Here is a 13,478-nt window from a genome sequence, read left to right on the forward strand (position 1 = left end):
ACCCTTTCATTCAGTGTGGTCAGGCCGCCGTGAAGCCGGGCAGCGTGCCCAGCAGCGGGACGGCGACGAGCGTGCAGGCGGTCATGGAGACGACGTTGCCGATGAACGGGTGGAAGTCCGGTGGGAGCCGGCGGGAGATCCACGCGGCCAGCGGCGGTCCGGCGAGCGCGCCGAACACCGCTCCGGCGATGACGGCCTGGACGGTGGGCCCGTAGGTCAGCACGGTCGCCGGGGCGACGGAGACGACCGGCACGAAGGTGGGGTACCAGCCGTGTTCGGCCCAGCGCCGCCGGTGGACCAGCACCCCGACCGTGGCGGCGATGACCTGGGAGGTCAGCAGGGCGGGCAGCAGACCGCTGCCGTAGACCGGCGTCAGCGGGTTGAGCAGGAAGGTCAGCACGGTGCCGCCGACCAGGCCGATCGAGGCGAGTTCGTTGCCGAAGAACTGGGCCTCGGTGAAGTCGGCCAGGACGCGCCGGACCACCCAGCCCGGCCCCTGGTCCGGGGACGGCTCGGCGGCCCCGCCCGGCGGATCGGATGCCGGGGTGGACCGCGCGGCCAGGGCGGGCGGCATCCACGGCAGGCGGCGGCACAGCGCGAAGGCGATCAGGGCGCCGACCCACATGCCGGTGACGTTGCCGATCACCGTGGGCAGGTGCAGCGGCAGGCAGACGAAGTCGACCAGCAGCAGCGCGACCGGGGTGGTCAGGGCGGCGCCGAGCACGGCACCGGTCGCCGCGACCGCCCACCCCGCCCCGTAGACCAGGACGATGGCCGGCGGGACGGAGACGAACGGCACGAACGTGGGTTGCCAGGTCCCGGAGGCGGGCAGCGTCCACCCCCACGCGACGTCGGACAGCAGCAGGCCGAGGGCGGCCGAACCGGTCATCCACGGCCACAGGCCGCTGCCGCACGCGACGGGGAAGCCCGCCCAGCGCCGGCCGCGCCTTCCGGCGGCGTGGGCGATCCAGCCGCCCGCGAGCATGCCGAGTCCCCCGAGGCCGCTCTTGAAGAACTCGGCCTCGGTGGTGTCGCCGATCCACCACCGCAGGAACTGCGGGACACGGGTGTACGCCTGCCGCTCCCAGTGGGCGTAACCGGGCAGCAGGTGGGGCAGCCGGCCGGTCACGCGGCTGAGGACGACGGCGGCGGCCGCGGTCACCGCGATCAGGGCGAGGCCGGCCGGCCACCGCAGGGCCGCGGCCGAGGCGCCCCTCGCGGCGGAGCGGCCGGCGATTCTCTCGATGATGGGAGCCTCCTTCAGCGCGGGAGGGCGTCGCCGCCGCGGTAGCCCAGGAGTGGGTCGTAAAGGTCGGTCCGGCGGTCCCGGGCGAGGTCGTTGAGGTCGTTCCAGACCAGTGCCGAGCGCGCCGCGACCAGGTCGAGGCCGGCGTAGACGATCGTTTCGTCCTCGGCGGAGGCGACCGGGCCGATCGGCCATCCGTTGGTGCCGGTGATCAGCGAGCAGCCGAGGAACCGGCCGCCCCGCTCCTCCCCCACCCGGTTGGCGGCGACGAACGCGACGTTGTTGACGTGCGAGGCGGTCATCGTCAGATAGGCGGCCATGCACCGGCCGGCCTCGTCGAACAGCGGCGGCGGGGTCCACACCCAGTTGTTGGCGCTGCAGATGACGTCGGCGCCCTGGACGGCCAGCAGCCGCGCCGTCTCGGGGAACCAGATGTCCCAGCAGATGAGCAGGCCGATCCGGCCGATCCTGGTGTCGAACACCGGAAAGCCGAGATCGCCCGGGGTGAAGATCAGCTTCTCTCGTTCCCACAGGTGGGTCTTGCGGTACTTGCCGACCAGCCCGTCGGGACCGATGAGCACGGCGGTGTCGAACAGGCGGACCCCGTCGTCGTCGAGTTCGACCAGGCCGCCGACGAGGTGGATGCCGCGCTCCTGGGCGAGCGCGATCCATGCCCGCGTGGTCGGGCCGGCGGGCACCTCCTCGGCGTGGGCGTACGCCTCCTCGCGGGTGGCGAACGCGTAGCCGGTGCCGGCCAGTTCGGGCAGCACGACGAGCGTCGCTCCCCGGTCGGCGGCCTCGTTGACCAGTTCCAGCGTTCGCCGCAGGTTCCGGTCCTTGTTCTCCACGCCGACCTGGGGGTCGAACTGGATGGCGGCGGCCGTCACCGGGCTGGTGGCGGCGGGCGGAGGGGCAGAGGACATGGCGTTTCCCTTCAGTGTCGGGCCGGTACGGGTGGCTCGGTCTCGGTCGTGGCGTCGTGCAACTCCTGCGCCACGGCCAGCAGCAGCTCCTCGCCGCCGGCCGGCGCCACCAGTTGCAGGCCTGCGGGCAGCCCGTCGACCAGCCCCGCGGGCAGGGTGACGGCGGGCAGGCCGAGCACGCTCCAGGGGCTGGTCAGCGCGAGCAGTGCCGTACGGACGTCGACGCCGGCGTCGCCCGCCCGCCGGGCGCGGGCGTCCAGCGGGGGCGCGGGGATCGGCACGGTGGGCAGGGCCAGCAGGTCGTGGACGCGCAGCAGCGCGGTGACCGCCTCGCGTGCCCGGTCGCGGAGGTCGCACGCCCGCACGTACTCCCAGCCGCGCACGCGCGCGGCCCCGCGGAGCCGTTCGGCGACCTCCTCGTCGTACAGGTCGGCGGCGGTGGCCATCCGATCGGCGTGCACGGCGTAGACCTCGCTGCCCTGGATCGTGTGGTACGCCCTCGCCAGCGCGGCCGCCTCGGGAACGGCCACCTCCTCCACCTCGAACCCGCCGCCGGCCAGGCACGCGCGGGCCGCCTCGGCCACCCGGGGCGAGGTGGGGTGGATCGTGTCCGGCGGTATCCAGCCCACGCGCCGGACCACCGGCGGCGCGTCGTCGCGTTCGGCCGCCGTGCGGCCGGCGAGCACGTTCCAGAGCAGACGGCAGTCCGCGGCGGTGCGCGCCAGCGGCCCCACCGTGTCCAGGGAGGGCGCCACCGGGTACACCCCGTCGACGGGCACGGCGCCGTGGGACGGTTTCAGTCCGACGACACCGCACAGGGCCGCCGGGATGCGCACCGAGCCGCCGGTGTCCGTGCCGACACTCACCGGAACGACGCCGGCGGCCACAGCGGCCGCGGACCCACTGCTGGACCCGCCCGCCATACGCTCCGGCCGGTACGGATTGCGCGTCGCCCCGCCCGCCGCACGGTCGCCCGTGGGCCCGTACGCGAACTCGTGCGTCGCGGTCTTGCCGATGATGACCGCGCCCGCCGCCCGCAGCCGTCGTACGCAGGTCGCGTCGCGGTCCGGCACCCGGTCGGCGAAGTGGCGGGAGCCCATCGTGGTGCGCAGGCCGGCGGTGTCCACCACGTCCTTGACCGCCACGGGAATCCCGTGCAGCGGACCGCGGTCCACGCCCGCCGCCAGTTCCTCGGTGGCGCGGCGAGCGGCCGCCCGTGCCCCGTCCTCGTCGAGGGTGACGAAGGCGTTGAGCTCCGGTTCGAGGCGAGCGGCCGCGGCCAGCGCCTGCTCGACGAGGTCCTCCGGTGACACGCGGCCGGCGCGGAGCTCGCCGGTCAACCCGGTCACCGTGTGCCGGGCGAAGTAACCCGCCCCCGCCGGAGACGGCAGCCGGCTCACCGGATCCGCCACGCGTGCGGGGCCGGCGACACGTAGCGTCCGGGGACGACCTGGGTGCGTCGTCGCACCACTCCACCTCCTTGCCCAAACGTTTGGGTGCCTCGAAGTGGTGACCCAAACGTTTGGCTCAAACGTTTGGGTAGCATGAAAGGCGCACTTCGCTGAACTGTCAAGGGTGGGATGAGAAGATCGCTGCCGGCGCGACACCACGAGAGGCGGGACGAGGGTGGCTCGAACGGGGCAACGACACGCCACGCTGCGCGCCATCGCGCAGTCGGCCGGGGTCGACGTGTCGACGGTGTCCCGCGTGCTCAACGGCTCGCCCGAGGACGCGCAGCGGGCCGCGTCGCAGCGGACCGCGGAGGAGATCCGCCAGTGGGCGGCCCGGCTCAACTACCGGCCCAACCCGCACGCCGCCAGCCTGCGCACCCGGCGCAGCAACCTGATCGGCGTGCTGGTGCCCCGCCTGTCCGACCTCGTCCTCGCCACGGTGTACGAGGGCATCGAGGACGCCGCGGCCCGCCACGGCATGACCACCTTCGTGATGAACAGCCGCGACCAGGCCGCCGAGCAGCGCGAACGCACCGAACTCGCGCTGTCCCGCCGGGTCGACGGCCTCATCTTCGGCGACGCGCACATCGACGGCGCGTTCCTCGACGACATCGCCGGCCAGCAGGTCCCGTTCGTCCTGGTCAACCGCCGCGCCGGCGACCATCCGGCGGTGACCTGCGACGACTACGAGGGCGGCCGCCTGGTGGCCGAGCACTTCCTCGAACTCGGCCACACGCGAGTGGGTGTGATCGCCGGCGAGCCCTTCGCCAGCACCGGCATCGACCGCACCACCGGCTTCCTGGACCGCTACCGCGAGGCGGGCGTCGACGTGCCCGCCTCACGCGTGGTCCACTCGCACTTCGACGCCGCCGGCGGACGCGCCGCGGCCGACCGTCTGCTCCGCTCCCGCGCCCGGCCGACCGCGATCTTCGCCGTCAACGACTTCGCCGCCATCGGCGCGCTCGGCGCCCTCCGCGACCAGGGCCTGCGCCCCGGCCACGACGTCGCGATCGCCGGCTACAACGACACGCCGCTCGCCGCCGAACTGCCCATCCCGCTCACCAGCGTGCGCTCCCCCATGCACGAGATGGGCGCCCGCGCCCTCGAACTCCTCCTACGGGTCCTGGCCGGCGAACCCGCCGCGTCCGAACGCCTGACCCCCGCCCTCGTCGTACGCGCCTCGAGCGAGAACGCTCCCGCGGCCACGTAGCCGAGACGGTCAGACGCCCGCCGCGGCCGCGTAGTCCTTGACGGTCATCGAGTCGTGCAGGCGCACGCCCTTGGAGTTGAGGCGCGCCGCCGCCCGGCTGACCCCGGCGGGCAGTGCGGAGACCAGCCGTACGCCCTGTGTCAGCGCCCAAAGGCCGAGACGGGAGTCCGGCACGAGGCTCCTGGCGGCGCCCAGGGCGAACCTGCGGCTGCCCCGTACGAGCTCCGCCATCGCGCGCTCATAGGCGGGGAACGCGCGTTCGTGATCGCCTCGCGCCTCGGCCAGCTCGCCGGCCAGCACGTACGCGCCGAGGACCGCCAGGCTCGTGCTGCCGCCGACGGCGGGCCCCGGGCAGTAGCCGGCGTCGCCCGCGAGCGTCACCCGTCCCCGGGACCAGGTGTCCATGCGCAGCTGGGTGATCGAGTCGAAGTAGAACGCCGGCGTCCGGTCGAGTTCGGCGAGCCGGCCGTCCACGTCGGGGTGCATGCCGGCGAACGTCTCGCGCAGAATCTCCTTCTGCCGCGGCACGTCCCGGTAGTGGTAGTCGAGCTCGCGTGAGCTGCGGAACAGGAAGCTCGCCCGCGCGTCGTCGAGGTGCCGCGCCCCGTACACGCCGGCCATGCGGCCGACGTCGATGTGGCTGAGCATCTCACCGTCGAGCCGCAGGTCGTTCGGCACCGACATCACGGCCAGGTACACGCCGATGAACCTGCTGAACCGGGACTCGTCGCCGAAGACCAGGCGCCGCACGTTGGAGTGCAGCCCGTCGGCGCCGATCACGAGGTCGAAGCGGCGCGGCGCGCCGTTCTCGAACGTCACCTCACCGTCGGCGGAGATGGAGGTGATGGAGTCGCCGAAGACGTACTCGGCGTCGTCGCGGGTGGCGTCGTGGTAGATCTCGCTCAGGTCGTCGCGCATGATCTCGACGTGCCGGTCGGAGGTGGCGTGGAAGACCTTCGTGAGGTCCAGGGTCACCGGCCTCCGGGCGCCCCGCCGTACGACGGTCATCCGGTCCGTGCCGGTCCTCATCTCCTCGATCCGGGACACCACGCCCATCCGCTCGGAGACGTCCATGGCGGGTCTGAACAGGTCGACCGCGTGGCCGCCCGCCTTGCGCAGGCGGGGCGCGCGCTCGACCACCGTGACGGTGAAGCCGTACCGGGACAGCCAGTAGGCCAGCACCGGGCCCGTGATGCTGGCGCCGGAGACGAGGATGCGCATAACGCTCCTTACTTAACGATAGGTAAGGAGCGCATCGTAGCTTACCTATCGTTAAGTAAGCTAGGGTGGGAGCCGTGCCGAAGCCCTCAGACACCAAGCAGCGCATCCAGATGGTCGCCCGTGAGCTGTTCGCCGCGAAGGGCGTGCAGAAGACCAGCCTGCAGGAGATCGCGAACCGGCTCGGCATCACCAAACCCGCGCTGTACTACCACTTCGGCTCACGCGAGGAGCTGGTGCGCAGCATCGTGCAGCCGCTGATCGACGACGGCGAGGCGTTCGTCTCAGGGCAGGAGGCGCTGGACGAGGTCGACCCGCGGGCGTTGCTGGAGGGCTACTTCGACTTCCACCACCGACACCGCGACGGCATCGTGTTCGTCCTGACGGAGCTGACCACGCTGACCGAGCTGGGCCTGACCGAGACGGTGCTGACCTGGCGCGAACGGCTCGCGGCCCTGCTGTTCGGCCCCGACCCGACGCTGGAGCAGGCCGCCCGGGCCGCGCTGGCCCTGGGCGGACTCCAGGACTGCACCATCCAGTTCCCCGACGTGCCGGCCGAACCCCTGCGCAGGGCCTCCGTGGCCGCCGCCTGCGCCGCGCTCGGCGTCCAGCCGTGACGTCCTCCGGCGAGGACGGCCGGTCAGGCGCCGGGCCACACGTACGGCAGGTCGGCCGGGACCCCGGGAAAGAGCGGGCCGTAGTAGGCCGGGTCCTTGCGCACCAGGGCCGACTGGTGGCTGCGGTGGAACTCCGGGTCGCCCAGCCAGCGGGGCAGCGCGCCGGCCCGGCGGAGCTCGGTCTGGCTCCGGGGCGCGTCGAGGCCCAGCGTCGTACGCAGTTGCGTCACCAGCGCGGCGGCGCACGTGTCACGCCGTCCGGCACTGCACCACTGGCGGCAGATCTCCAGGCCGTAGCGCGTCAGCGCCTCCTCGCAGCCCGTCCACATCCGCACCGCCGGGTGATGCCGCCAGCCGTAGTCCGGCACGGTCAGGCCGCGCAGCACCTGCAGGGCCTCGACCCGCTGCTTGCCCAGCCGCCGCGGGTCGAGGACCCGCGCGGTCGCGGCGAAGCCGGCGTACGGCAGGAATGTCTGCACGGCGCCTCCTGATCACCCCGTGGCGCCGGCCGGCCGCCGGCGCCCGATGCGGCGCCCTCCGGTCAGGCTATCCGCCATCCAGTGGCCTCAGGAGGGCGTGCCCGTCGGCGGCCGGCCCGGAAATGTCAGACCCCGTCCCTAACGTTGGAAACGGGAAATCAGGGTGAGGGGGCTGCCGTGACGACCGACGCCGCCGTTCGACCACGCCGGGTCGAGCTGGCCGGCTTTCTCAAGGCTCGCCGGGCCCGGCTGAGCCCGGAGGAGGTCGGCCTGCCGCCGGCACCTCGCCGCCGCACACCGGGGCTGCGGCGCGAGGAGGTCGCGATGCTCGCCGGCGTCGGCGTCACGTGGTACACCTGGCTCGAGCAGGGCCGCCCGATCAACGCGAGCGGCCAGGTGCTCGACGCCGTGGCCCGCACGCTGCGGCTCGACCGCGCCGAGCGCGAGCACCTCTACCGCCTCGCCGAGGCCACTCCGCTGCGCGCCGGAGCCGGCACGACCGCGGTCTCCGACGTGGTGCGCGACGTCCTCCACGGCCTCGACCCGATCCCCGCCACGCTGACCAACAGCCGCTTCGACATCATCGAGTCCAACGCCGCGCACGTCGCCCTGTTCGCCGACTGGCACAGCCTGCCGTGCGTCCACAAGAACCTTCTGTGGTGCTGCGTCACCGAGCCGCGGGCGCGCGAGTGGTTCCCCGACTTCGAGCGGGAGGTCCCGCATCTCGTCGCGCGGCTCCGCGAGGCGTACGGCCGGCACGTCGGCGACCCGTCGTGGGAGGAGGACCTCCGCCGTCTCCATGAGACCAGTCCGGAGTTCGCCGAGATGTGGGCACGGCACGAGGTGGCCGAGCCGAGGGACCGCGTCCTGCGGTTCCGGCATCCGGTCGCGGGCGACCTGACGTTCAACCGGACCGAGCTGACCTTCCCGTCCGCCGCCGGCCTTGCCGTCGCCGTCTATCCCCCGCGGGACGAGTCCACCCGCGACCGCCTTCGCCTCACCCGCCCGGCCGGGTGAGGCGGCAGTCCGTACGCTCGCCGGTTCAGCCGGCGATCGAGCCGGAGCTGCCGCCTTCGCAGTCGGCTCCGCTGCACGTCCCGCCGCCGTAGGCGGCACCGTCCACGTACACGACGGCGGTGGACGTTCCGCGCGCGTGGTGCGTCCTCAGATCCCAGGTGTGGCCGCCCGCGCGCGGCGGCACCTGCACGGTCTTGCGCCAGGGCAGCTCGACCGAACGTTCCGTGGCCTTCCTGCCATCGATGACATAGGTGATCGACGCCACGTGGCCCTTCCCGGTGACCGAGAAGACCAGCGTGTGCGGTCCAGGCGCCGCCGATCTCCCGGAGCCGGCGGGAGTGGAACGGCCGGGCGACGACGACGCGGAGCCGCCGGCTCCTGCGCAGCCGGTCAACGCCAGGGCGGCCACGCTCAACAGCGTGATCCGATTCCGTATCGCGATCATCTCGATCCTCCGTGAACCGTGGGCGACGGCACCGATGTTCGCCGAACGGTCACGGGACCGGTCCCGATACGGGCGGAACGGGCCCGGCGCCGATGCGCCGGGCCCGCTCACTCAGAAGGCCCCGACGCCGTTCGGCGTGCCGAGACCGGTCGGGCCGTCCCAGCCGGTCCGCGCGGTGCAGAGCTGCGCGGTCGGGCAGGCGCCGTTGGAACCGGACGTCACGTCGAACAGTGCGTCCTTGTGCGCGTACGGCGTGTTGTTGTCGACGTCGGAGGCGTTGCCGGCGAGGCCGTACACGCCCGCGATGACCGGTGCCGCGACGCTGGTGCCGCCGAAGACCATCCAGCCGCTCTGCCCCTGGTAGGCGGTGCTGTCGTAGACGGCGACGCCGGTGGCAGGGTCGGCCACCGCGGAGACGTCGGCGACGGCGCGCCCGGAGCAGCCGGTGTCGGCGTCCGCCTGGGCAGACAGCGCCGCGTTCTGGTCCGAGCAGCCGCTGCCCGCGCCGTCCCACACTGTCTCGTCCCAGCCGCGGCTGTTGCTCGCGGTCTTCAGCGAGGTGCCGCCGACCGCCGTGACGTACTTCGAGGAGGCCGGGTACTCCACGCCGTAGCCGGAGTCACCCGAGCTGACCGTCATGGCGACGCCGTCGTGGTCGTAGTACTTGCCGTAGTCGTCGTCGGAGGCGTCCGAGCCGCCGTAACTGTTGCTGACGACGTTCGCGAGCCCGGCGGCCGTGTCCACCGCCGCGCCGAGGTCGGCGAAGGACGGGGAGTCCGCCTCCACCAGGACGATCTTGCAGTTCGGGCAGACCGCGGAGACCATGTCGAGGTCCAGGGAGATCTCCTGCGCCCAGCCGCCGTCCTTCTTCGGGTAGGACGTTCCGCCCTTCTGGTCGACCTTCTTGAAGCAGCCGTTCGCGGTCGTGCACGCCGGCAGCCCGTACTGGCTCCGGTAGACGCCCAGGTCGGCCTCTGCGGTCGGAGCGTCATAGGCGTCCACGATCGCGACCGTCTGGCCGGAGCCGGCGGTCGACGACGGCAGCTTGTACGCGCCCTGCAGGTCGGCCGGGGCGAGCCCGGACGGGGCGGCGGCCTTCTTCCGCAGCGACTTCGCGCTCATGGCGATATCGCTGCGGACGAGCGCCGTGCAGCTCGCCCGTCCCTTGTGCACGGTGGCGCACGCATGGTGGAACGGCACGGCCGCCTGGGCCGGCACGGTGAGGAAGGGGACGAGGGCGAGGATCAGTCCGCCCAGAACGGTCCCGGTGAGGCGTCGTCGCATGTGCTCTCCTAACTAAGAGCGAGCGGGGGGTACGACGTGACGATCTTTACACGCGCCTTATCAACTGCGACAGGGACAAATTGCCAATAAGTGCTGTCAACATCTTCCAGGCCCAGGGTGGGCGGCCGCACGGGAGACTCCGGAGATGGCTACGTACGGCCTGGTCAAGCCCTGTGTCAGAAGTCTCGGGACCCATTCGGCGGGCCAGACCTGGCTACTGCCGATGCAGCGCCTTGTCGTCGAACACATGGCGCGCACTTACCAGAACGACGACAGACTCGATTCCGGCCCCAGCCGTGAAGCTCGCACAAGAGCGAACGGCCGTACGCGGCGCTCCGGAGAGAGCCGCGTACGGCCGGGTGAAGCCCTGCGTCAGAAGCCTCCGGTCCCGTTCGGCGTGCCGAGTCCGGTGGGCCCGTCGTAGCCGGTTCCGGCGGTGCACAGGTAGGTGCCGCCGCAGCTTCCGTTCGAGCCGGACGTGACGTCGAACAGCGCCGAGGTGTGCGCGTACGGGTAGGACCCGTACGTCGTCGACCCGGTGTTGCCCGCCAGCGCGTACACGCTCGCGATGATCGGTGACGACGCGCTCGTGCCGCCGACGGCGGCCCAGCCGTCCAGGCCCTGAGCGAGGCCGAGTGAGATCAGCAGGTCGCAGAAGGAGCTGGTCCCGCAGCTGTTGTAGGTGTCGTAGACGCCGACGCCGGTGGACGGGTCGGCGACCGCCGAGACGTCGGCGACCGTGCGCTTGGCGCAGGCGGTGTCGTGCTGCCACGACGGCTTGGGCTCGTACGCCGAGCAGCCCGACCCGGCGCCCGACCACGCCGTCTCGGTCCAGCCGCGCGCGTTGCTCGCCTTCGTCAGGGTCGTGCCGCCCACGGCGGTGACGTACTGCGACGAGGCGGGCCAGCTGACGCCGTAGCCGGAGTCACCGGAGCTCGCCGTCACCGCGATGCCGGGGTGGTTGAAGTGCGCGTCCGCGGCGAGGATCGACGAGTCCTCCGCGCCGCCGTAGCTGTTGGAGATGGCCACGACGCCGCTCGTGGCGGCGGCGGTGTCCACGGCGGTGCCGAGCGACGCGTCGGTCGGCTCGTCGGCCTCGACCAGCAGGATGTGGCAGCTGGGGCAGATCGCCGAGACCATGTCCAGGTCGAGGCTGATCTCCTCCGCCCAGCCGTAGTCGGCGGTGGGCAGCGGCGAGGCCTGGCCGTTCTGGTTGACCTTCTTGAAGCAGCCGTTCGCGGTCGTGCAGGCGGGCAGCCCGAGCTGGGAGCGGTAGTGGGCCAGGTCGGCCTCGGCGTTCGGGTCGTCCTGTGCGTCCACGATCGCGACCGTACGGCCGGCGCCGTTCAGGCCGGCCACCTTGTACGCCGACTGCAGGTCGGCCGGGAGCAGGCCGGTCGGGCTGGTGACGGTCAGCGGAGCGATCTTCCCGTTGCTCGCGCGGTGCGCCCGGATGCGTCCGAAGCAGTGCAGCCGCCCGGCGCCCGTCGCCGAGGCACACCCGAATCCGACGCTGAGCTTCGACGAGCTCGTGGCGGCGCCGGCGGTGGAGACGGAGGACAGAGTAAGGGCCGTTGTGAGGATGACCGTGAGGACGACGGCGAGTCTTCGGCGGGGGTTCAAATCCGACCTCCTGTACGGGAATGGTCTCTATCCCGAACGCGGAATACCGCGTCACGGTCATATAGCCGCAAAGCCGTCCAGCAAGCCGAAACTAACCCAGTCAGGCGTGAGGTCAACGGCTCTGGCCGGAAGCGGAAGCCGCCCGGCCCCACCGCGAGGACCGTCCCCGGCTCGGGCAGAATCCTCGGTCGCCGACGTAATCCGGTGGCGCGTACGGCGACTTCTCGACGTATCGCCCCCGAGAAGAGAGGAGGTGGCGTGGACGAGCGAGAGGCCCGATTCACCCGCCTCTACGAGACGTACTACCGCAACGTCTTCGGCTACGTCGTGCTGCGGGTCGCGCCCCAGGCCGCCGAAGACGTGACCGGCGAGGTGTTCACGATCGCGTGGCGAAAGATCGACGAGGTGCCTGAGCGGGCGCTGCCGTGGCTGCTGGGCGTGGCGAAGAACCTCGCCCGCCGGTCGCACGGCGCGGCCGGCCAGGAGCGCGGCCTGGTCGACCGGCTGGCCGGCCTGACCACCGACGCCGACCGGCTCGCCTGGGACGCCGCCGACCACGTCGTGGCCCGCGACCAGGCGCTCGCCGCCCTGCGCGCGCTGTCGCCCAAGGAGGCCGAGGCGGTCACGCTGACCGCCTGGCACGGGCTCGAGCCCGCCGAGGCGGCCCGGGTCGCCGGCTGTTCCCGCACCGCCTTCACCGTCCGGCTGCACCGTGGCCGCCGCCGGCTGGCCAGGGCGCTCGACGCGTCCCCCGACCCCGGCACGGAGGCACCCGCTCCGCGCCCCCGAGTCATTCAGGAGAAGCCGTGAAGCACGACGAACTCGACGGCGTGATCCACGCCCTGCGGCCCGCGATGGTCGACGAACTCGCCGACGCCGCCTACGCACGACGCCCCGACGCGGCGCTGGTCCGTACGCGCGCCGGCACGTCCGTCCCGAGCCCGGATCCGGTACGGAGGCGGCGAACGGTCCGGCGGCCGGCCTTCGCGATCGGCGTGACCGCGGTGGTGGCGGCCGGGGCGGTGCTGGCCGCGGGCTCGCTGTCCGGCGGTCACGACGGCGGCACCGGACCGAGCAGCACGACCGATACCCGTACGTTCCTGCTGGCCAGTGCGGAGACGGCCGCCAAGCAGCCCGCCACCCACGGGACCTGCTGGTACTCCCGGACCCGCATGTGGCAGGACCAGGGGCCCGCCAAGTCCGGCCCGGGGCTCCCGACGCCCAAGGGCCAGGGCCCCGCGTTCCAGGCGCGGACCGCGAGCAGCACCGAGAACTGGAGCTGCACGCTGCCGGGCGGGACCGGCATGCGGTTCCGTACGCACCTGCCGCTGGACGTCCAGGTCACCTTCCCCGCCAAGAGGGACGAGGCGGCCTGGAAGGCGGCGGGCTCCCCTCCACTCGACGTCAACGGCGGCACGACGGCCACCAAGCCGCACACGGTCACGTACGACAAGGGTTCGCATCTGGTGAACCCCGACATCGGCTCCCACGAGATCGAGTGGAGGACCGTGCCGAAGCTGCCGGCGACCAAGAGCGGCCTGGAGGCCTACCTGCGGAGGCTGTGGCAGGAGGACCGCGTGGGCGGCGCGAACGGCTACACCGCGACCGCCGACTTCGGCCAGTACGTCTTCGTGAGCGCCTGGGACCTGTTCATGGCCCCGACCACCCCCGGCACCCGCGCGGCCCTCTACCGGATCCTCGCGGACTCCTCGTCCGTCCACGTCACCGGACGCATCCGCGACCGTGAGGGCCGGTCCGGGGTGGGGATCACCGCCCGGGGCACGGGCGTGCGGCTCGTGGTGGACCCGGCGACCGCTCAGCTCCTCGACTTCGAGCAGCTGCCCCAGGCCGCCCGGAGAGCCACCGGCGAGTACCTGGCCTTCGAACGCCAGGGCTGGGTCGACAGGATCGGCACCGTCCCCTCCTCCTGACGGTGCGCTGACGGCGGGCGCGCGACGGCGCGCC

General features: G+C 72.6%; 13 protein-coding genes. 5 read left to right on the top strand and 8 right to left on the bottom strand.

Annotated features, from left to right (window positions below):
- Positions 1 to 19 precede the first annotated feature (19 nt).
- The 3 genes from ACQEV1_RS45105 to ACQEV1_RS45115 form a co-directional block, all read right to left on the bottom strand.
- Positions 20 to 1,162 (bottom strand): hypothetical protein, encoded by a 1,143-nt coding sequence (locus ACQEV1_RS45105; protein WP_285626639.1) that lies wholly within the window; start codon positions 1,160 to 1,162, stop codon positions 20 to 22.
- A 98-nt stretch (positions 1,163 to 1,260) separates the two neighbouring features.
- Positions 1,261 to 2,169 (bottom strand): nitrilase family protein, encoded by a 909-nt coding sequence (locus ACQEV1_RS45110; RefSeq protein ID WP_285626637.1) that lies wholly within the window; start codon positions 2,167 to 2,169, stop codon positions 1,261 to 1,263.
- 11 nt (positions 2,170 to 2,180) lie between these two features.
- Positions 2,181 to 3,569 (bottom strand): amidase, encoded by a 1,389-nt coding sequence (locus tag ACQEV1_RS45115; RefSeq protein WP_433403329.1) that lies wholly within the window; start codon positions 3,567 to 3,569, stop codon positions 2,181 to 2,183.
- A gap of 226 nt (positions 3,570 to 3,795) precedes the next feature.
- Between ACQEV1_RS45115 and ACQEV1_RS45120 the strand changes: the two genes are divergently transcribed.
- Positions 3,796 to 4,830, top strand: coding sequence for a LacI family DNA-binding transcriptional regulator (locus ACQEV1_RS45120; protein ID WP_433403331.1), 1,035 nt, complete (start codon positions 3,796 to 3,798; stop codon positions 4,828 to 4,830).
- 9 nt (positions 4,831 to 4,839) lie between these two features.
- Here ACQEV1_RS45120 and ACQEV1_RS45125 read toward each other — a convergent pair whose 3' ends face one another.
- Positions 4,840 to 6,051, bottom strand: a complete 1,212-nt coding sequence (locus tag ACQEV1_RS45125; protein ID WP_285626631.1) for an FAD-dependent monooxygenase — start codon at positions 6,049 to 6,051, stop codon at positions 4,840 to 4,842.
- 74 nt (positions 6,052 to 6,125) lie between these two features.
- Between ACQEV1_RS45125 and ACQEV1_RS45130 the strand changes: the two genes are divergently transcribed.
- Positions 6,126 to 6,665, top strand: a complete 540-nt coding sequence (locus ACQEV1_RS45130) for a TetR/AcrR family transcriptional regulator (RefSeq protein WP_285626628.1) — start codon at positions 6,126 to 6,128, stop codon at positions 6,663 to 6,665.
- Between the two features lie 23 nt (positions 6,666 to 6,688).
- Here ACQEV1_RS45130 and ACQEV1_RS45135 read toward each other — a convergent pair whose 3' ends face one another.
- Positions 6,689 to 7,144: an MSMEG_6728 family protein gene (locus tag ACQEV1_RS45135; RefSeq protein WP_285626625.1), complete on the bottom strand. Its 456-nt coding sequence runs from the start codon at positions 7,142 to 7,144 to the stop codon at positions 6,689 to 6,691.
- A gap of 177 nt (positions 7,145 to 7,321) precedes the next feature.
- On the opposite strand from ACQEV1_RS45135, the gene ACQEV1_RS45140 reads away from it, so the two are divergent.
- Complete coding sequence (locus ACQEV1_RS45140; RefSeq protein ID WP_433403336.1) at positions 7,322 to 8,161, top strand: helix-turn-helix transcriptional regulator; 840 nt, start codon at positions 7,322 to 7,324, stop codon at positions 8,159 to 8,161.
- Positions 8,162 to 8,186: 25 nt separating this feature from the next.
- Here ACQEV1_RS45140 and ACQEV1_RS45145 read toward each other — a convergent pair whose 3' ends face one another.
- The 3 genes from ACQEV1_RS45145 to ACQEV1_RS45155 all read right to left on the bottom strand — a co-directional run bounded on the left by ACQEV1_RS45145 (position 8,187) and on the right by ACQEV1_RS45155 (position 11,513).
- On the bottom strand, positions 8,187 to 8,606 hold the full coding sequence (locus tag ACQEV1_RS45145; RefSeq protein WP_285626619.1) for a hypothetical protein: 420 nt from the start codon (positions 8,604 to 8,606) through the stop codon (positions 8,187 to 8,189).
- 111 nt (positions 8,607 to 8,717) lie between these two features.
- On the bottom strand, positions 8,718 to 9,890 hold the full coding sequence (locus ACQEV1_RS45150; protein WP_285626613.1) for a S53 family peptidase: 1,173 nt from the start codon (positions 9,888 to 9,890) through the stop codon (positions 8,718 to 8,720).
- 372 nt (positions 9,891 to 10,262) lie between these two features.
- Positions 10,263 to 11,513 (bottom strand): S53 family peptidase, encoded by a 1,251-nt coding sequence (locus ACQEV1_RS45155; RefSeq protein WP_285579816.1) that lies wholly within the window; start codon positions 11,511 to 11,513, stop codon positions 10,263 to 10,265.
- Between the two features lie 258 nt (positions 11,514 to 11,771).
- On the opposite strand from ACQEV1_RS45155, the gene ACQEV1_RS45160 reads away from it, so the two are divergent.
- Together ACQEV1_RS45160 and ACQEV1_RS45165 are read left to right on the top strand one after the other, a co-directional pair.
- Positions 11,772 to 12,323 carry an RNA polymerase sigma factor gene (locus tag ACQEV1_RS45160; RefSeq protein ID WP_433403341.1) on the top strand — a complete coding sequence of 184 codons (552 nt, stop codon included), beginning with the start codon at positions 11,772 to 11,774 and terminating at the stop codon, positions 12,321 to 12,323.
- Complete coding sequence (locus ACQEV1_RS45165; RefSeq protein WP_285626605.1) at positions 12,320 to 13,444, top strand: CU044_5270 family protein; 1,125 nt, start codon at positions 12,320 to 12,322, stop codon at positions 13,442 to 13,444. Before ACQEV1_RS45160 ends, ACQEV1_RS45165 begins: the two co-directional genes overlap by 4 nt.
- The last annotated feature ends 34 nt before the right edge of the window (positions 13,445 to 13,478 follow it).

Origin of the sequence: Actinoallomurus sp. CA-142502 (assembly GCF_050936355.1) — a bacterium.
Taxonomy (GTDB): Bacteria; Actinomycetota; Actinomycetes; order Streptosporangiales; family Streptosporangiaceae; genus Actinoallomurus; species Actinoallomurus iriomotensis.

Coding starts and splice junctions, on each gene's coding strand:
- ACQEV1_RS45110 (WP_285626637.1), bottom strand. CDS start 2,169: ATGTCCTCTGCCCCTCCGCCCGCCGCCACCAGCCCGGTGACGGCCGCC.
- ACQEV1_RS45125 (WP_285626631.1), bottom strand. CDS start 6,051: ATGCGCATCCTCGTCTCCGGCGCCAGCATCACGGGCCCGGTGCTGGCC.
- ACQEV1_RS45145 (WP_285626619.1), bottom strand. CDS start 8,606: ATGATCGCGATACGGAATCGGATCACGCTGTTGAGCGTGGCCGCCCTG.
- ACQEV1_RS45150 (WP_285626613.1), bottom strand. CDS start 9,890: ATGCGACGACGCCTCACCGGGACCGTTCTGGGCGGACTGATCCTCGCC.